19 protein-coding genes are annotated in these 18843 nt (G+C 37.5%); 12 read left to right on the top strand and 7 right to left on the bottom strand.

Features of this window, described 5'->3' with window-relative positions:
* The 4 genes from TEPIDINF_RS07970 to TEPIDINF_RS07955 all read left to right on the top strand — a co-directional run.
* On the top strand, positions 1–233 hold a 233-nt coding region (locus tag TEPIDINF_RS07970; protein WP_421691605.1), incomplete at its 5' end, for a zinc ribbon domain-containing protein.
* A gap of 252 nt (positions 234–485) precedes the next feature.
* Positions 486–1217 (top strand): (Fe-S)-binding protein, encoded by a 732-nt coding sequence (locus TEPIDINF_RS07965; protein ID WP_421691713.1) that lies wholly within the window; start codon positions 486–488, stop codon positions 1215–1217.
* Positions 1214–2635 (top strand): LutB/LldF family L-lactate oxidation iron-sulfur protein, encoded by a 1422-nt coding sequence (locus TEPIDINF_RS07960; protein ID WP_421691712.1) that lies wholly within the window; start codon positions 1214–1216, stop codon positions 2633–2635. Before TEPIDINF_RS07965 ends, TEPIDINF_RS07960 begins: the two co-directional genes overlap by 4 nt.
* Positions 2632–3333: a LutC/YkgG family protein gene (locus TEPIDINF_RS07955; protein ID WP_421691711.1), complete on the top strand. Its 702-nt coding sequence runs from the start codon at positions 2632–2634 to the stop codon at positions 3331–3333. The genes TEPIDINF_RS07960 and TEPIDINF_RS07955 overlap by 4 nt, the downstream gene beginning before the upstream one ends.
* Before the next feature lie 78 nt (positions 3334–3411).
* Here the strand turns inward: TEPIDINF_RS07955 and TEPIDINF_RS07950 are convergent, their stop codons facing one another.
* Complete coding sequence (locus tag TEPIDINF_RS07950; RefSeq protein ID WP_201024172.1) at positions 3412–4740, bottom strand: FMN-binding glutamate synthase family protein; 1329 nt, start codon at positions 4738–4740, stop codon at positions 3412–3414.
* Between the two features lie 263 nt (positions 4741–5003).
* On the opposite strand from TEPIDINF_RS07950, the gene prxU reads away from it, so the two are divergent.
* Together prxU and TEPIDINF_RS07940 are read left to right on the top strand one after the other, a co-directional pair.
* Complete coding sequence (prxU, locus tag TEPIDINF_RS07945; RefSeq protein ID WP_082732460.1) at positions 5004–5597, top strand: thioredoxin-dependent peroxiredoxin; 594 nt, start codon at positions 5004–5006, stop codon at positions 5595–5597.
* 146 nt (positions 5598–5743) lie between these two features.
* Positions 5744–6853 (top strand): UDP-N-acetylmuramoyl-tripeptide--D-alanyl-D-alanine ligase, encoded by a 1110-nt coding sequence (locus TEPIDINF_RS07940; protein ID WP_421691710.1) that lies wholly within the window; start codon positions 5744–5746, stop codon positions 6851–6853.
* Here the strand turns inward: TEPIDINF_RS07940 and TEPIDINF_RS07935 are convergent, their stop codons facing one another.
* Entirely contained in the window at positions 6854–7912 is a 1059-nt protein-coding gene (locus tag TEPIDINF_RS07935) for a CapA family protein (RefSeq protein WP_082732459.1), read from the bottom strand.
* A gap of 173 nt (positions 7913–8085) precedes the next feature.
* On the opposite strand from TEPIDINF_RS07935, the gene TEPIDINF_RS07930 reads away from it, so the two are divergent.
* A complete protein-coding gene (locus TEPIDINF_RS07930; RefSeq protein ID WP_068725486.1) occupies positions 8086–8652 on the top strand; it encodes a GNAT family N-acetyltransferase in 567 nt (188 codons plus the stop codon).
* A 2-nt stretch (positions 8653–8654) separates the two neighbouring features.
* On the opposite strand, the gene TEPIDINF_RS07925 is transcribed toward TEPIDINF_RS07930, so the two are convergent.
* The 3 genes from TEPIDINF_RS07925 to TEPIDINF_RS07915 form a co-directional block, all read right to left on the bottom strand.
* Positions 8655–9128 (bottom strand): NUDIX hydrolase, encoded by a 474-nt coding sequence (locus tag TEPIDINF_RS07925; RefSeq protein ID WP_082732458.1) that lies wholly within the window; start codon positions 9126–9128, stop codon positions 8655–8657.
* Positions 9129–9278: 150 nt separating this feature from the next.
* The gene (locus TEPIDINF_RS07920; RefSeq protein WP_068725482.1) at positions 9279–10307 is read right to left on the bottom strand and encodes an aldo/keto reductase; all 1029 of its coding nucleotides are present in this window, start codon (positions 10305–10307) and stop codon (positions 9279–9281) included.
* A 103-nt stretch (positions 10308–10410) separates the two neighbouring features.
* Entirely contained in the window at positions 10411–10797 is a 387-nt protein-coding gene (locus tag TEPIDINF_RS07915) for a PaaI family thioesterase (protein ID WP_068725481.1), read from the bottom strand.
* Between the two features lie 159 nt (positions 10798–10956).
* Here TEPIDINF_RS07915 and TEPIDINF_RS07910 point away from each other — a divergent pair, with 159 nt between their 5' ends.
* Genes TEPIDINF_RS07910 through TEPIDINF_RS07890 form a run of 5 tightly spaced genes read left to right on the top strand, consistent with a single transcriptional unit; the run spans position 10957 to position 17270 of the window.
* On the top strand, positions 10957–12375 hold the full coding sequence (locus TEPIDINF_RS07910; protein WP_421691709.1) for an isochorismate synthase: 1419 nt from the start codon (positions 10957–10959) through the stop codon (positions 12373–12375).
* Positions 12368–14140, top strand: coding sequence for a 2-succinyl-5-enolpyruvyl-6-hydroxy-3-cyclohexene-1-carboxylic-acid synthase (gene menD, locus TEPIDINF_RS07905; RefSeq protein ID WP_068725477.1), 1773 nt, complete (start codon positions 12368–12370; stop codon positions 14138–14140). Before TEPIDINF_RS07910 ends, menD begins: the two co-directional genes overlap by 8 nt.
* Entirely contained in the window at positions 14124–14963 is an 840-nt protein-coding gene (gene menH / locus TEPIDINF_RS07900) for a 2-succinyl-6-hydroxy-2,4-cyclohexadiene-1-carboxylate synthase (protein WP_421691708.1), read from the top strand. The genes menD and menH overlap by 17 nt, the downstream gene beginning before the upstream one ends.
* Positions 14953–15771 carry a 1,4-dihydroxy-2-naphthoyl-CoA synthase gene (menB, locus tag TEPIDINF_RS07895; protein WP_069799479.1) on the top strand — a complete coding sequence of 273 codons (819 nt, stop codon included), beginning with the start codon at positions 14953–14955 and terminating at the stop codon, positions 15769–15771. Before menH ends, menB begins: the two co-directional genes overlap by 11 nt.
* 23 nt (positions 15772–15794) lie before the next feature.
* Positions 15795–17270 carry an o-succinylbenzoate--CoA ligase gene (locus tag TEPIDINF_RS07890; RefSeq protein WP_068725471.1) on the top strand — a complete coding sequence of 492 codons (1476 nt, stop codon included), beginning with the start codon at positions 15795–15797 and terminating at the stop codon, positions 17268–17270.
* Between the two features lie 43 nt (positions 17271–17313).
* On the opposite strand, the gene TEPIDINF_RS07885 is transcribed toward TEPIDINF_RS07890, so the two are convergent.
* Together TEPIDINF_RS07885 and TEPIDINF_RS07880 are read right to left on the bottom strand one after the other, a co-directional pair.
* Positions 17314–18096: a DUF4367 domain-containing protein gene (locus TEPIDINF_RS07885; RefSeq protein ID WP_068725468.1), complete on the bottom strand. Its 783-nt coding sequence runs from the start codon at positions 18094–18096 to the stop codon at positions 17314–17316.
* On the bottom strand, positions 18093–18659 hold the full coding sequence (locus TEPIDINF_RS07880; RefSeq protein WP_068725466.1) for an RNA polymerase sigma factor: 567 nt from the start codon (positions 18657–18659) through the stop codon (positions 18093–18095). The genes TEPIDINF_RS07885 and TEPIDINF_RS07880 overlap by 4 nt, the downstream gene beginning before the upstream one ends.
* Between the last annotated feature and the right edge of the window lie 184 nt (positions 18660–18843).

Below are 18843 nucleotides of genomic sequence, written 5' to 3'. Positions count from 1 at the left end.
GCTGGGGCATGTTCACCACCTTTCTCCAATACAAGTTAGAGGAGCAGGGGAAAAAGCTTATCAAAATAGATAAGTGGTTTCCATCATCCAAAACTTGTTCATGTTGCGGTCAAGTAAAGGAGTCTCTATCTCTTTCTGAGCGCATATTCCATTGTGATTGTGGTTTTGTGGCAGATAGAGATTGGAACGCTTCTATCAATATCAAGCGTGAAGGATTGCGACTGTTAGTATAATCATAAATAGAGCATGGAACAGGCTCGATAGCTAAGTAAATTTCGTACCGTTAGGTGCGATTACCTTAGAAGCCCCCACCTCTAAGCGAAGCGTAGGTGGCGGGTAGTTCACAAATTTTCTATTGTACCTACAGAATATGTGAGATAAAATAAAAGGAGTAGATCATAGAACAACCTCATGGTGTGATGAGGTTGTTTTTATAGGCAGGTCATCAGATGACCATACAATCTTATGAATGGGTGTGAGGAGAAATGAAGATATCGCTTTTTGCAACATGTATTACAGACATGTTTTATCCAGATGCGGGGAAGGCGGCAGTCAATCTGTTACGACGTTTTGGCGTAGAGGTTGATTTCCCACAAGGACAAACTTGTTGTGGACAGCCATCTTATAATAGTGGTTACATGGAGGAAACTCGTCAAGCAGCTAAACAGATGATACGAGCATTTGAAAACAGTGAATACATTATTGGCTTATCTGGTTCTTGCAGCTCAATGTTAAAAGTTTACTATCCAGAACTCTTTGAAAATGACCCAGAATGGTATCCAAAGGCAGTGGCATTATCTAAAAAGGTGTATGAATTTTCTCAGTTTTTTGTTGATGTATTAGGTATTACCGATGTGGGGGCAGAGTTGAATACAGCAGTAACCTTGCATATTGCTTGTCATACTCGTAGAGGAATGGGGGTTGTTGATCAACCAGAGGCAATGTTGAAAGCGGTTAAAGGATTAAAATTTGTGCCTATTCCAAATGCAGAGGATTGTTGTGGATTTGGTGGAACCTTTTCAGTTAAAAATCACCTGATATCTGAGGAAATGGTTCAAGAGAAATCTGAGCATGTGTTAGAAACAGGGGCTAAGATCTTAGTTGGAACCGATATGGCTTGTTTAATGAACATTGGTGGTCGGTTACGTCATAATGGTAAACCGCTTCCAATGATGCATATCGCAGAATTATTAGAACGGGGGTTGGCGAACAAATGAGTAATGAAACCCAACAAGCTTTCGTTGATCGAGTAAAAAAATCAAAGGAGGATGAATTCCTTAAACTTTCGCTTCAGCGGGCACAAACTAGATTTCGTGATGGAAGACAGGCTAGGTCGGAAGAATTAGGCAATATCGAAGAATGGAAGGAAAGGGCAAGCCAAATTAGAAGACACACAATCGAGAATTTGGATAGCTACTTAGAACAATTTGCAACAAATGTGCGCAAGTTAGGTGGACATGTACACTTTGCCCCAACAGACTCAGATGCTTTAGACTATATTAAAAAAGTAGTGAAGGAAAAAGATACTCATTCCATTGTTAAATCAAAATCAATGGTATCTGAAGAAATGCATCTTAATGAAGCTTTAGAAGAGATTGGGATCCGGATGGTTGAGACAGATTTGGGTGAATATATCATTCAACTAGCTGGAGAAAAACCTTCTCATATTATTGTTCCCGCTATTCACAAAAATAAGGAACAGGTTGCAGAATTATTCTCAAAAGTAGCTGGGGAAGAGTTACCTGCAGATCCAGAAAAGCTAACGGCGTTTGCAAGACAAAAACTACGTCAGGAATATCTAAAGGCAGAGGTTGGAATTACTGGTTGTAATTTTGCTGTAGCAGAGTCGGGTTCCTTTGTATTGGTAACCAATGAAGGAAATGCTCGTATGTCTACTTCTTTTCCCAAAACCCATATTGTAATTATGGGAATGGAAAGAATTGTACCTACGTGGGAGGATTTAGACGTCGTTGTTTCCTTGTTGCCAAGATTTGCGACAGGACAGAAAATCACAAGTTATGTAACAGCTTTTACCGGTCCAAAGCGGGAAGAAGATGTGGATGGTCCGGAAGAATTACATGTGGTAATCGTCGATAATGGACGTTCCGAAATTCTAGGGACAAAATATCAAGAGGTTCTAAAATGTATCCGCTGTGGTGCATGTATCAATGTATGCCCAGTCTATCGCCATATTGGCGGTCATGCCTATGGCAGCGTTTATCCAGGTCCAATAGGAGCCGTTTTATCACCATTATTAGGAGAAAAAGACGAACACAAGGAGTTACCTTTTGCTTCAACATTGTGTTATGCATGTTCAGAGGTGTGTCCTGTTAAGATTCCATTAGCTGAATTGTTGGTGGAACATCGTAAGGATTATGTGGATAGCAAGAAAACTGCCTGGGCTGAAAGGATTGCAATGAAAGGCTTTGGTATGGTGATGGGCAATCAAGGCTTATATGAAAAAGCAATAAAGGCTGCAAGACCATTATCTAGTCCCTTTACAAAAGATGAATATTTTGATAAATCATTACCGGTTTTAAAGAATTGGACAGATGTCAAGGATCTGCCTCGACCAGCAAAAGAGACTTTTAGAGATTGGTGGAATAAAGAAGGAAAGGATGCTGGTAAACAATGAGCATAATGACAAATCAAAACCAAGAAAAGTTCTTAAATCATCTGGCCAAAAGACTAGGTCGTGATCGAAAGTCAGGTGTTACTTCACCAAAGCATGAGCATTTTCCTTGGGATCATCTGTATCAAGATTTAGATCAAAATGGATTTATTAATCAATTTATTAAGAATTTGCAGGATATTGGTGGACATGTCAAAAGAGTTTCTTCTGATATGGTAACAAAAGAAATCGACCAAATCATCGTTGAACATCAAGCCAAAAAAGTCATTACTTGGGATGATCCTGATATAGAGGGATATCAACTTGAGAAACATTTACAAGGGAAAGCAGAATATGTGAAATGGGATATAAATAAAAAGTTTGATTCCTTAGTCCCTTATGCTGAACAAAGCCAAATTGGGATTACGATGGCCGACTTAGGGCTTTCCGAAACAGGTACGATCATGCTATTTAACCAAGGTGGAAGAGGAAGAAGCGTGAGCTTATTGCCTGAAGTTCATATCGCTATTTTACCCGCTGAAAAAATTGTGCCTAGGATTACTCAAGCGATGAAAAAAATTAAAGAAACACTAAATGAAAAAGGTCAGCTCCCTTCACTGATCAATTTTATTTCCGGGCCTAGTCGTACTTCTGATATTGAGATGGTGTTAACTATTGGGGTTCATGGACCTAAAAAACTATATGTTCTGGTTGTTGATTGATAAAGAAGCCTCTTTTCTTTTTTTTGAAAAGAGGCCTATTTTTACATTTGTGGGCTCTTTGTCATTCATTTGAAAAGATTAAGGGTTTGGCTCTCCTGAATAGCCAATGTTTAATGCGTTTGCCAAATCCTTATTTACACTGACAAGATCGTTTCGACTTAGTTGACTAAAAGCAGTTTTCCCTAACCCAATAACTGCAAGTTTCATATCTTCAATCGATGAGTTTAAGAAGTTAGCTAAATGCTTAGCTCCTTCTTCAATATCTAATTTGTCAATCATTTTACCAGTATGAAGTAGTAGTTGCGGTGGAGGACTAAATGGTAATGTTTTTTCTACTTGAGATTGTGCTAAGGCCATTAAGGCAATGGTTCCAATATAGACTGCATCTGCCCCTAAAGCTATTGCTTTTAAGAATACACCAGGGTCTTTCATCCCTCCTGCGACGATCACTTGATATTTATCTCGTACACCTTGTTCTTCTAAATAGCGGATTGTCCGGGAAAGTCCATAAATGGTAGGCAATCCAACATGGTCTTGTAGTAAGGAAGAAGCAACAGCTGTTCCTCCTTCAGCCCCATCAATTACAATGTAATCCACATCAGACTGGATGATCACTGCCAATTCTTTCTCGATATGGTGATTGGCCGCTATTTTAATTCCAATGGGTACATCATAGTCTTGTTTTAATTGATTAAGAAGTTGGATGACATCTTGAGGACTATTTACTCCCTTTAGCCTAGAGCTAAATACTGCGTCTTGGCCCTCTTCTAATCGCCAAGTTTTTCTTAAATGTTCATCGATTTCTGACGCTTTTTTTGTGGAAGGTGTAGCATTTCCGTATGCACCTTGACCAAGCTGAACTTCAATTGCATCTAATTGCTTTAGGTCGTCTGGCATCATAAAGTGTCCACGATTTAACTGACCAATGAGTAGAGCAGCAGCAGACCTCTCTTCATCAGAAACGGCCGATTCACCCGTATTGGTGCTCGTTCCAGCCATGGTTGCCCCCTTTGCTAAAGCTACTTTGGCATTTAAGCTTAGAGAACCTCCATAGGACATGCCAGTAATCATGATTGGTATACTTAAATGAAGTGGTTTTTTTGCACGCGGTCCGATCGTTACACTCGTATCAATAGGAACTCCTTCCATCGTAGGTAATTGAAAGAGTTGAGTCGAATTCAAGTAGAGTAAATCCCAATGAGAATGATTGATTGGACTTCCTAAAGGGCGAGTGATACTTTGTCCCGATTGGGCTCTAATTCCAGCCTCTATGATAGAACGAATTCCTAATCGTTGTGTAACAGTAAGACCTTCTAACAAATTATTATCATAGGGTTCTGTCATGATCTTGTGAATCATCTCATCAGTCATACTGTTTAAGATTTTGTTGAAAATGTATTCAAACAAGTAAAAATCACCTCCTAAGATTTCTTCAATTAGTATTTGATAGAAAATAGAATTTATCCAAATTTGAAAGGTTCTCACTTATTAAGGGAGAGATCAAGCCGAAGAAAGATACTAAACTTAAAAGTATAGAAAAGTGAAAAAATAAATTGATTGGTAAAAATTTCTTTGGTAAAATTTTAACTAGATCAAAGAATGAAATGAATGAAGCTGAATTATACTAGTAAAGTGAGCTTACTAATAAAAGGTTTAAGGGAGGAAAAAGAATGGTTCAAGTTGGACAAAAAGCACCTGATTTTACAGCTAAAGCTTATCATCAAGGGAAATTTACTGAGGTAAAACTTTCAGATTATGCCGGCAAATGGATCATGCTCTGCTTCTATCCAGGTGATTTTACTTATGTCTGAGCAACTGAAGTAGCAGCAGTTGCTGCTAAACAAGCTGAATTTGAAGCTCTAGGCGTACAAGTACTATCTGTAAGTGCAGATAGCATGTTTGTTCACAAAATGTGGAATGATGAAGAATTATCTAAAATGGTTGATGGTGGCGTAAAGTTCCCAATGTTATCAGATAATGGGGATATAGGAAGAAAATATGGAGTGTATAAAGAAAGTGAAGGCGTTGATATGCGTGGCCGCTTTATCATTGATCCTGATGGTGTAATCCAAGCAATGGAAGTATTAACTCCACCAGTTGGGCGTCGTGTTGATGAAACCCTTCGTCAAATCCAAGCTTTCCAACATGTTCGTAACTCAAACTATACAGAAGTAACACCAGCAGGATGGACACCTGGGCAACCGACATTAAAACCAAGCCCAGAATTAGTAGGGAAGATTTGGAAAGAGTGGAAACTTTCTTAAGATATATTTATAAGTTAGACAAAACCTCTTGAGTGTAAAATCATTCAAGAGGTTTTTTTCGTCTTTGCCTATACATTTGATTACCATTTTACATAGTATACATTACGATGCTCTATTAATGGCAGATGGAGGGAGGGGATTTTGTATTGCCTAATCCTATGATTCTTAGTATTCCTGTCATCGCGATAACAGGGAGTGCTGGTAAAACAACAACAAAGGAAATGATTGCATCTATTCTACAAAAACGGTATAAAATTTTAAAAACACAAGGTAATGCCAATACTTACAAACATACAGCAAAATATGCAAATATGATTCAACCCTACCATAAGGCTCTTGTGCTTGAATATGCAATGTTACATGCAGGTGGGATTCGACGACATTGTCAGATCATTCAACCAAACATTGGAATTATTACAAATGTTGGAACAGCCCATATTGGCAATTTTAATGGAAAGATTGAGGGTGTTGCTAAAGCAAAATCAGAACTGATTCAATATATGAAACAAACAGGCTTACTTGTAATCAATGCGGATGATGAATATTCTAAATTATTAAATACCAAGCAGTTTAAAGGGAAAATACTAACCGTGGGAATTGATCAAAAGGCAGATATTCAGGCGAAGAATATCAATTTTCTAAGAAATGGTATGACGTTTAAGATATCATTAGAAAATAAAGAATATGAATTTTACATCTCAGCCTTAGGTAAACACAATATTTATAATGCATTAAGTGCAATCGCAGTGACAAACCATTTAGGTTTTACGCCGAAAGAAATTCAAGAAGGATTAAAATCATTTAAGCGACCATGGAGAAGACTTAATATTTACCAACTTCCAAATGGCATAAAAATCATTGATGATACCTATAGTGCCAACCCTCATGCGATGAAAGCAGCGATTGATGTTTTATCGCAAATAGGGAAGGGAATGAATATAGCCGTTTTAGGTACAATGTTAGAAATGGGAAAATACTCAAAAAGAGCTCATCAAGAAGTGGGAAAATACATTGTAAAGAAAAAAGTGGATTACCTTTACACATATGGAAAAGATGCAACCTTGATTGGAAAGGCAGCTAAAGAATTAGGGTTTCCTCCAAAAAGAGTATTTCACTTTACCAACAAAGAAAAATTAAATCATTTTCTCACTAAGTATTTAAGGCCAAATACGACGATTTTAGTGAAGGCATCACATGGAATTAGAATGAATGAAACCGTAAAATATCTGATTGCGTACAGCAAAAAAGCCATTTGATTATAAATGGCTTTTTTGCTCTATATGAGTTGTCGTGTTCTTCCATATTTTTTTCATTGTGCGAATCTCTTCGGTGGATAAATGGGAGTCTGGTTGGCGTAAGAACTTTTCAATAGGTAAGACTCTATAACGAATTTTGCGAAGTTTATGATTCTGTTGTGTCCATGTGGGGACGTAATCAATCTTTTTAATATTCGTTTCTCCTTTTTCATTTTTTTCAACAGTAATATTTACAATAACTCCGCTTTCTGTGTGGATATTTTTCCACATTCGTTTGGAAATGAAGTTCCCTAATGAGTTAATCACGACCCCCTTTTTTGTGGTTCCATCAAACCTTGTTACATTTTTCAAAACCATGGGTTGAATCACATGGGGATGGGAACCTAAGATAATATCGGCTCCATGTTTTAATAGTGTATTTGTAATTTCTATTTGTCTTTTACTAGGATAACGATGAAATTCCCTACCAAAATGTAATGAAACAATCGTTACATCTACTTTCGGTTTGATACGGTATAAGTCAGCTAATATTTTTTTGAGGTTAATTCGATTAACTAACCAAGGCTGATCCTTAGGAACCGGGATATAGTTGGTTCCATAAGTATAATTCAGAATACCTATTTTAATACCTTTAATCGTTTTAATGAGTAAATTCTTTGATTCTTTATATGTTCGGAATGTACCTGTATGTTCAATTTCATATCGATCAAGAATATCTAACGTTCTATTTAAACCTTTTACACCGCGATCCATACAATGATTATTAGCAGTTGTTATCACGTCAAAGCCTGCTTTTTTCAGAGCTGGTGCTAATTCATCAGGACAATTAAACATGGGATAACCTGTTTTATCACTTTTTTGTTGATATATTTTCTCTCTTCCTGACAGGGTTGTTTCTAGATTGCCAATCGTGAGGTCTGCAGTCTTAAGATAAGGTGCGATTTCAGTAAACAGATGGTCAAATGAATAACTTCTTTTATTAGGAATTCTAGCTGCTTCAATTTGACTGTTCCACATTAGAATATCTCCAACAGCTGAAACTACGATTTCAGTCGACACTATATCCCCTCCTTTTCCTATTCGTTACACTTTTATGGTAAGATAAATACGATTGTTATAATAAATACAAATCCAATCATGATGTTTTTTTATAGTTTATGCGAAAAGAAAAGATACGGTTTATGTGGTTTATACTAAAAAAGCATAAAATCTATCGTTGATGGTGAAAAGAAATGGTGGTAGCTAAAAATCAACTTCTGTTTAAGCCCTTTCAATGGGAATGGGCAGTAAACATGTACAACTACCTAAAAAAAGAAGAGGTTAAAAGATATTTGGATCTCCCCTTGTTCTCTTATCTAGCTTATACAGAATGGCTAAAGCAGATGGAATGGTTAGAATGGGTAGGGCAAGCCTATCATCGAACCATTTGGAATCAGAACGGGGAAATGATTGGTGGTGTTTTTCTTCTAAAGATTGATGAGGAAAATCGTGTAGCAGAAATGGGTACATGGATTAGAAAAAGAGACTGGGGAAAAGGATTTAATCAACAACTGAAAGAAAAGGTCTTAAATGACACTTTTGAAGAAATGAATATAGAAGTCGTTTTATTTTTTGTCGATCAAGAAAATCTACGCTCAATTAAGGCTTTGCAAAAGTTGCCATATGTTAAAGAGCCAGAAGTAGGAGAATATCAAGAACTTTTACGAAGAAAGGAATTTAAGCTAGGGAAACCTCTTCGTTTATTTCAAACAAAAAGGGATGATTTTAAAATCATCCCTTGTGGTATCAATAGATTGTAGTATTAATCAATGAGATAACGTACAAGCGTTTTATCTCGATTATGATAAAATCTAGCAAAAGTTACTTGTTGTTTTTCTAGCATTGGCGGGACAAACAGTTTATCATTTCTGCCTACTGGTCGATCCCAAATCTCGTCTAAAGGGATCCATTCTAGTTTTCCTTTATTTGAAGCGGTTTGTTCTCCAGAGAAATCCTCTGAATAAAATACATACAATGTTGTTTTTGCTAGAACATCATCTTCAGGATTTGGCTGCATCATAAAGTGAACAATTCCCCTTAATTCTAGGTTGTTTAAGCTTAGACCTGTATCTCGCAGAATCTCTCTTTTTACCGTATCTAATGGGCTTTCATGATCTTTGATTTCTCCCCCAGGAAAAAGCCAAGAACCGATATGGCGGCCTTTTTCCTTCTGAAGCATGAGGATTTCTCCATTTTTCACCATTAGGCAAGTGACAAAGAATTTTTGTTCCATCATCTACTCTCCCTGCTTTTTTTTATTTCTATAAAAAAGTATATTTGATTTTAGCTTTTCTTTGTTGTACAAATCCAATAAAAATGTAAAGATTTGATGACAATTATGATATAAAATAAAACCCACCTTTTTGGTGGGTATATTTGTATTCTATTATTCTTCAACAAGTTTAGCGGGTTTGTTTTTGCTGTTGGCAAATGGTTGAGCCAATCTTTCTGCATAGCCATTGACCCATAGGGATTCAATTCTATCCATTTCCTCTTGAGTGAGAGGTTGTTTATCTGAACTCTCGGAAAACTCCTTTAAATTCTCTTCATTAGTAATGTTAGGGAAGACCGATTTCACAGAAGGTCTAGCTAAGGAAAAAAGAATAGCCAACTGGCCAATCGTACGATCTTTTTCTTGATACAAAGGCTTAAGCTCTCGTACAACATCTAATCCTGCTTTCATCCATTCTATTGGGCGATGATTACGATGATCGCTTTTATCAAAATGTTTGTCAGGATCATAAGTACCATCTAACAGACCTGAGGCATGTGGAACCCTAACAATAAGGGAAGTTTGATGTTGATCTGCATAAGGGAAAAAGTCTCTTGCAGGATCTTGTTCTAGAATATTATTGATCACATGAACCACATCATATTTTTCAATTGCGGCAAGTCCTTCATCTTTCCAACCAATATCAGGGCCTAAGGCAACACCATAAAAGCGAATTTTACCTTCTTCTTTAAATCGTTCTAGTGTTTCCAGAACAAGGTCACTTTGAATCGTACTCATTCTTGCATTATGTAATTGATAAAGGTCAATGTAGTCTGTTTGTAGTCGTTTTAGACTTTCTTCTAGTGAACGACGCATTGATTCAGGGCGCCAATCTTGAGGCAATTCAGAGTGTCCAGTTCTCTCACCGCGGTTGGTATAAATATCATAACCACCTTTTGTTGCAAAAAATAAGTTATGGCGTTTATCCTTTAATGCTTCAGCGATGATCGTTTCACCACGTCCATTCCCATAAACATCCGCTGTATCGAAGAAATTGATTCCGTAATCTTCATAAGCAGAACGTAAAAGTTTCTTTCCCAATTCTTCATCTGTCACACCCCACCATTTGGTAGCAACAGTCCAGACCCCAAACCCTACTTCAGACACTTTAAAATCGTTTCCTGGTAACTGGCGGTATTTCATCAAATTTCACCTCATTATTTTAAATGTTATCACTATAATTATAGTGTAACATGTTGAAAAAAAGATAGATAGAGAAAATAAAATCATAAATATGGGATAAGGATTATCTTTTAGCGACGATGGCCACAGTGCATCGGGAAACACAAACTTTTTTATTTTCTTCATCTGTAATATCGATCTGCCAAACCATCATGGTCTTTCCTTTATGTACAGGGGTTGCTGTTGCATAAACAATTCCGTCTTTTTTACTACGAAGATGATTCGCATTGATCTCAATCCCAAATGCAGCTTCCGTTTCTTGATTGATATTGAGCATTGTTCCAATACTTGCAGCTGATTCAGCAAGAACGACAGAAGCACCACCGTGAAGGTAACCCATGGGTTGTCTTGTATTAGGACCAACAGGCATACTTAAAACCACTTGGTCTTGTTCTAATTTTACAATTTCAATCCCTAATGCTGCATGAATGGTATGTTGGATAAGATCCATCGTTAAGACCTCCAGTTAGATGTAAGACATTTCAAATGATATCTTTAAGTTTATCATTTATCTACTTGTTGAAGTCAATCCTTTTCAATGAGATCAATTACATATATAATAATAGAAGAAATGAACGTCCATTCATTTTTTTAGTAATGGAGGATTCTTATGATCACAACCAACAAAAATATATATCCCAAATGGATTTATGATGGAATTAAGAATTCACAACAAACGGGAAGAGCCTTCATTATATCTTACGTTAAAAAAATTGAACCCATAGATCCATTACATTTTTTTAGAAATGGAGCAGAGTTATTTTTTGGACAACGACTTTTTTGGTCAGACCCATCAGGTGAGATGTCTATTGTTGGGGTTGGAAATATCTATGTAATCGAAGCAGAAAAAGAGATGCGCTTTCAAACTGTAAAGGAAAAATGGACGAAATTGTTAGATCAGATCATATTAAATGATGAGTCTGAGGGTAGCGTAATAGGAACAGGCCCTCTTTTGCTTGGTGGTTTTTCTTTTGATCCTTACAAACCTAAATCAAGTTTATGGCAAGAATTTAAAGATGGAATGATGTTTTTACCTGCCTTTATGTTAACCCATTTAAGAGGAGATAGCTGGTTAACTATCAATCTTCAAGTTGCTGAAAATGATGATCCCGAGCAAACTGCAATGAAGCTAGAGAATGAATTAAACACGTTACTAAAAGAGAAAGAAGAAAGCTTGGATTGTGAAAAAGATCAGTCTTACAAGACAATGATCCAAGAGGTTGAACCTGAATCATGGATACATTCTGTAAGGAAGGCTACTCATCAGATTCAACAAGGCCGCTTAGAGAAAGTCGTTTTAGCCCGTGAACTTCAGCTTCAAGCAACCGATACAATTCTAGCAGAAGATATCCTTTATCGTTTACGCGAACAGCAACCGGCAAGCTATATTTTTGCGATAGAGAATGGAGAAAAATGTTTTATTGGTGCTTCACCTGAAAGATTGGTGAAAAAAGAAGGGAATCAACTCTTAACCACTTGCTTAGCAGGAACCATCCGTCGTGGAAAAACCATTGAACAAGATGTAGAATTAGGCCAACAACTACTACATGATCGTAAAAATCGCTATGAACATGATCTTGTGGTACAAATGATTCGATCTGCAATGGAAGAAGGGTGTAGTAAGGTAGTGACTCCATCTGAACCCATATTATATAAATTAAAAGATGTTCAACATCTATATACCCCTATTGTCGGATATAGTGATTCCACTTCAATCTTAGACATGGTCGAGCGATTGCATCCTACCCCTGCATTAGGTGGGTACCCTAGAGAACAAGCAATGGAATTGATTCGAAAAGAAGAGATTCTAGATCGGGGTTGGTATGGTGCTCCTGTTGGTTGGTTAGATAGGCAGGGAAATGGTGAATTTGTAGTGGCCATTCGTTCTGGAATGATTTATCATCATTTGGCTTCATTGTTTGCTGGGTGTGGAATCGTTGAGGATTCAATTGCAGAAAGTGAATATGAGGAAACAATGATCAAATTTAAACCAATGTTAACGGCAATTGGGGGTAAAATAAATGAGTAACGAGGCAATGACCTATTATCTCGCATCTTTTGTTGATGAACTGGCAAGATTAGGTATTTGTGATGTCGTGGTTAGCCCAGGATCAAGGTCTACACCATTAGCCATCCTGATGGCAGAGCACCCTAAGATTAAAGTATGGATGCATGCTGATGAACGATCTGCAGGTTTCTTTGCTTTAGGGATGGCAAAAGAAATGAGAAAACCTATCGTACTACTTAGTACATCTGGGACTGCAACTGCGAACTATTTGCCAGCTATTGTTGAAGCATATCAATCTAGAATTCCTTTACTTGTTTTAACGGCAGACCGTCCTCATGAATTAAGGGATGTAGGGGCTCCTCAGGCGATTGATCAAATTCATTTATATGGAAAATATGCAAAATGGTTTGTTGACATGGCCTTACCGGAGAGCACGTTCTCTATGTTACATTATGTTCGTACGATGGCTGGAAGAGCAGTAGCAATGGCGGCAAATGGGCCAGCGGGAGTTGTTCATCTTAATTTTCCTTTGCGTGAACCTCTTGTTCCCAACTTAGATTTACAAAATTTATGGGAAAAGGGTAGAAGTGAAGGGAAACCATACATAAAAGTGACGAAAGGGAATCTAGAACTAAGCAGTGATGAACTTAAGCTTCTAGCAGAAGAGCTGCAGGAAGTTGAGAATGGTTTGATTATTTGTGGTCCTGAAGATCACCTTGAACTTAGTCAAGCTCTTACACGATTAGCAGATAAGCTTCAGTTTCCAATTTTAGCTGATCCATTGTCACCTCTTCGCACGGGGAGCCATAGCAAGCAATGGGTGATCGATAGCTATGATTCCTTTTTACGCAATGACGAAGTAAAAACGAGCTTTAAACCAGAGTTGATTCTCCGTTTTGGGGCAATGCCGATTTCAAAAGCATTGTTACAGTATATACAACACCATTCAGAGGCACGTCAAATCATTATTGACCAAGATCAAGGCTGGCGAGAACCAACCCTGATGGCATCCAAAATGATTTATGCAGATCCAATCCGTTTTAGTTACTCGCTTGCTGAGTATCTAGAAAAACAAAAAGAACCTTCATTATGGGGGACAAAATGGAAGCAATTAAATGAAATCAGTCAGTCCCATATGCAAACCTTTGGTAAGATGGAATCCTTATTTGAGGGACAGGTCGTCATTGAACTACAGCAGCTTCTTCCAGAACATGCAATTCTCTTTGTTGGAAATAGTATGCCTGTTAGAGATTTGGATACCTTTTTGGCTAACACGGATAAGCCACTACGAACGATGGCTAATCGAGGAGCCAATGGAATCGATGGGGTTGTCTCTAGTGCATTAGGAGCAACTGTGTCAGGTTCTCCTTTAGTTTTAGTGATTGGCGATCTATCCTTTTATCATGATCTAAATGGATTGCTAGCTGCTAAGCTGCATCAATTAAATGCAACCATTGTCTTAATTAACAATAATGGTGGAGGAATTTTCTCCTTTTTACCGCAATCCAAACAAGAGAAGCATTTTGAATTGTTGTTTGGTACGCCACTAGATTTGGAATTTGAACATGTGGTGAAGATGTATGGCGGACGTTATAAGCGAATCAAGGATTGGCAAGAATTCCGTCTAGCCGTAAATCAAAGTCTCTCAACCGTAGGGCTTGATGTTATCGAAATCCTTACGAATCGTCAGGAAAATGAGCAACTTCATCGGAAGCTTTGGCATTCTTTATCTGAAAAGATTTCAAAATGGAAAGTGCAGGTTGATCAGGATGAGAATCGAGGTTAACCAGATTTACTATCATGTTAAGGTGGTTGGACAAGGTCCTACCTTGATGCTCCTTCATGGATTTACTGGGTCAATGGAAAACTGGGAACCTTTGATTCAAGCTCTAAGTCCTTTCTATCAACTGGTGCTGGTAGATATTTTAGGCCATGGGCAATCAGATAGCCCTAGTGATCCAAATCACTATGATATTGAACAGATTAGCGATGATTTGCATCAGTTATTAAATCAGCTAAACGTAGAAAAAACACATCTTTTAGGTTATTCTATGGGGGGAAGATTGGCATTAACATTTGCCATCAAGTATCCTGATCGCGTTTTTTCTTTAATCTTAGAAAGTGCATCTCCAGGAATTGACTCAAAGGAGGAAAGAGAGGAGAGAAGAAACAAGGATAGGATTTTAGCTGATTTTATCGAAGAGAAAGGGATTGAGGCTTTTGTAGATTATTGGGGAAATATCCCACTTTTCTCAACGCAAAAACAATTGCCAAAAGAAGTTCAACAACGAATTCGTTTTAATCGGCTAAAAAATAATCCTCTAGGCCTTGCAAATAGTCTTCGCGGAATGGGGACAGGTCAACAACCGTCATGGTGGGATCATTTATCACAGTTTGAGCTCCCCGTTCTAATCATAACGGGAGAAAAGGATGAGAAGTTTTGCCGAATTGGGCAGCAAATGGCTAATCGATTGAGGGATAGCAAACATATTATTGTTGAACATGCTGGTCATACCGTTCATCTTGAACAACCAGCTCAATATATCAATATTTTAAAGAATCATTTGGCATTACATAAAACAAAGGAGGATTATTATAATGGTTATTGAGTGGGTAAAAGAAAGGGAATATGAAGACATTCTGTATGAGACATACAATGGAATTGCAAAAATTACGATCAACCGTCCTGAAGTGCGAAATGCATTTCGTCCAAAAACAGTGATGGAGATGATCGATGCCTTTGCCTATGCCAGGGATGATTCCAAAATCGGTGTCATCATTTTAACAGGAGCAGGTGATCAAGCATTCTGTTCAGGTGGTGACCAAAAGGTACGTGGTCATGGTGGTTATGTAGGTGATGATCAAATCCCTCGTTTAAATGTGCTTGACTTGCAGCGTTTGATCCGTGTCATTCCAAAACCTGTGGTTGCAATGGTTGCTGGATATGCAATTGGAGGTGGCCATGTGTTACATGTTGTTTGTGACTTAACGATTGCCGCAGATAATGCCATCTTCGGACAAACAGGACCTAAAGTAGGTAGCTTTGATGCTGGTTATGGTGCAGGCTATCTAGCTCGAATTGTTGGTCACAAAAAAGCAAAAGAAATCTGGTTCTTATGTCGCCAATATAACGCTCAAGAGGCTTTAGAAATGGGTTTGGTCAACACAGTTGTACCTCTTGAAAAGCTAGAGGAAGAGACGGTTAAATGGTGTGAAGAAATGCTAGAAAAATCTCCAACTGCTCTTCGCTTCTTAAAGGCAGCCTTTAATGCTGATACAGATGGATTAGCTGGAATACAGCAATTGGCTGGGGATGCAACCCTTCTTTACTACACGACCGATGAAGCAAAAGAAGGTCGCGATGCTTTTAAAGAAAAAAGAAATCCAGACTTTAAGCAATTCCCACGTTTTCCATAAGCCATTAAGTGAGGCCAAGGAAGATGGAAGAGAAGATGTTGAATTGGCTTTATAAAAGAGCTGAGCTTACCCCTAATCGTATCGCATTACAGATCGAAGGCCAGACATGGACCTTTTCTGAATTGCACCAAAATGTACGAATGCTCGCTTATCGCATGTATGGTTTAGGCATGAAAAAAGGAGACCATGTGGCCTTCTTGCTAAATAACGACCTGTATACGGTTGAAATCATTCATGCTTTAACCTATGTGGGTGCAGTGGTGATTCCCTTAAACACAAGATTAAGCAGACAAGAAATTGCTTATCAATTGCAAGATGCAAAAGTAGACTATTTACTTTTTGATCAAGAATATGCGGAGCAAGTTCCAGAACCAAATGGTAAGGGATTATCAGTAGTTCGTGTAGAAGAACTTTATCGTACCAAACTAATTGAAGGTGCCATTCAAACTGAGATTGATTTAAACCAGACTTTTACCATCTTGTATACATCGGGTACTACAGGAAAACCAAAGGGAGTTATGTTAACCTATGGTAACCATTGGTGGAGCGCAATTGGCTCTGCACTAAATTTAGGATTAGATGTGAATGATCGCTGGTTAGCTTGTCTACCATTTTTCCATGTCAGTGGTTTATCCATTTTGGTTCGAAGTGTGGTCTATGGGATTGCTGTCGTATTACATAAAAAGTTTGATGCGAAAAAGGTGAATCAATCGATAAAAGAAGATCGAGTGACTCTTATTTCCGTGGTGAGTACCATGCTTTCTCAGATGATCGAGGATTTAGGTGACTCCTCTTATCCGGAGTCCCTTCGCTGTGTCCTTTTAGGAGGCGGGTCGATCCCTCAACCATTACTTGCCAAAAGTAAACAGTTAGCGATTCCTGTGTTTCAAACCTATGGAATGACAGAGACCGCTTCGCAGATCGTTACCCTTGCACCAGAGTATATGTTGGATAAATTGGGTTCAGCCGGTAAACCCTTATTCCCATCACAAATAAAAATTGTAGATGGAGATCGGGAAATGAAGGCAGGAGAAGCAGGGGAAATCGTTGTAAAAGGGTTTAATGTAACAAAAGGCTATTTTGGAAATGAACAAGCGACAAACGAAGTAATCTATGATGGTTGGTTACGTACTGGTGATATAGGTTATCTTGATCAAGATGGATTCCTCTTTGTTCTTGACCGGAGAAAGGACTTAATCATATCGGGTGGAGAAAATATCTACCCAGCCGAAGTGGAATCGGTCATCTTAGAACACCCAGCCATTGAAGAAGCTGGAGTGGTGGGTCAATCTGATCCAAAATGGGGACAAATCCCTGTGGCCTTTGTGAAAGTAAAAGAAGGACAAGAGGTTACGGAAGCAGAATTGATCTCGTTTTGTAAAGAAAGACTTGCAAAATATAAAGTTCCCGTCTCCTTTACATTTGTAGACGAACTCCCTCGAAACGCTGCAAAAAAACTATTAAGAAGAAAATTAGTCGAACAATTGCAGAGCAAATAGTGATATAAAAAAAGGTGGAAGGAAAAATCTTTCCGCCTTCTGTTTATAAGGACTTTGCAATTTGGATGATTTCTTCTTTTGTTAATTGGCCTTCAATCGAATAATAAAGATTTTGATCCACCCAGAAAAGTTTCACAATTCCATTTTTAAATGTTAATAATGAAGCTTCTCGATCATACCATAACACTTTTTCCACTTTTGTATCATCAGTATCCACAATCGAACCTGAGCCAAATCCGTCACCAATCGTCATTTCGTTAATTGAAAAACTTCTTGTATCACTCCTAAAATGAAGATAGATGTTATCACTCTTTTCATTTTGCTGTTGCAATACGGTTACATTCATTAAATTAAATTCACTAGGAACTTGTTTTGGTATTTTAATAGGGAAAGCAGTATTATTTTTGGCTTCTTCTAGACTCATTTGAACACTCACAATTTCGGAACCTTCAACAACAGAAAATTGATCCGAATCAGGAGGGGGATTTTTACCTTTTTGATCTGTTTGACTACTGACCCTTGTAAACAATTGGGTTACTGGCCCTTTCACCTTAAAAAAGATTTCTGTTACTTTACTAAATGCTGAACCGTTTTGTGGGATTAGTATAGCTGTAAGTAGTAGAATAAGAATAAGAGAAGAAGTATACAATGACTTTTTCTTCGATCGAAAAAATCTTTTCCATGGATTGTTATTTTCTCTTAATTTCTTCTGAATCGCTTCCCATGCTTCTTCCTTTGACAATCGTGGAGGTGGACATTTTTCGATTTCCTCAAGAATGACTTCTTTCATCAATTGATCAAAATTAACATTTTTTTGATCGGTCATCCTAATTCACTTCCTTTTCCTTTCATTTGCTTTCGAACATTTTCTATTAATTTTTGTTTCGCTCGGTGAATCTTGGATTTTACTGTTCCTAGACTTTGGTGTAATTTTTCCGCAATCTCTTCATCTTTGAGACCATAGTCATATTTTAATATTAATAGTTCCCTGTAATCAGGTTTTAATTTTGATGCTTGTTCTTGGATTAGTTTTCTTAGGTATTGATCTTCAAGTATTTTTTCAACAGGAGAAATTAGTGGATTAGACGGGTTTCTATCTATATAGACGTCATTAATCGTAAAATCGTTCCATTTTTTTATTTTTCTTAGAAAATCAATTGCTGTTCTTGTCGTGATGCTCCCTAACCAAGGACCAACCTTGTTAAGGTCTTTTAAAGTATGAAATTGATTAAAGGCTTTAATAAAGGTTTCTTGTGTGACATCTTGAGCAATGAATTCATCTTTTGTGATGTAATAGGCTGTTGAGTAAACCTTATAATAATATTTTTCAAAAATCTCTTCTTTGAAGGGGTCATTCTTTTTTACATTCAAAAAATATTCTTGAGCCAAGGAATTCACCTCCTAAACTTAGGCAATTTTTAACTATTATAACGTAGATTAGCAAATGTTGATATGGTAAAACGAAAGATCATTTGTAGAAATATAAGGACTTTGGTACCAATTTTCATAATGTTAAGAAAATTATTTAAAAAAAGCGCATCGTTTTTTTAAAATGATTCGTCTATTAGGTAGA

Origin of the sequence: Tepidibacillus infernus (genome assembly GCF_048898065.1) — a bacterium.
In the GTDB taxonomy this organism is placed as follows: domain Bacteria; phylum Bacillota; class Bacilli; order Tepidibacillales; family Tepidibacillaceae; genus Tepidibacillus_B; species Tepidibacillus_B infernus.
This window is presented reverse-complemented; position numbering and strand designations above follow the sequence as displayed.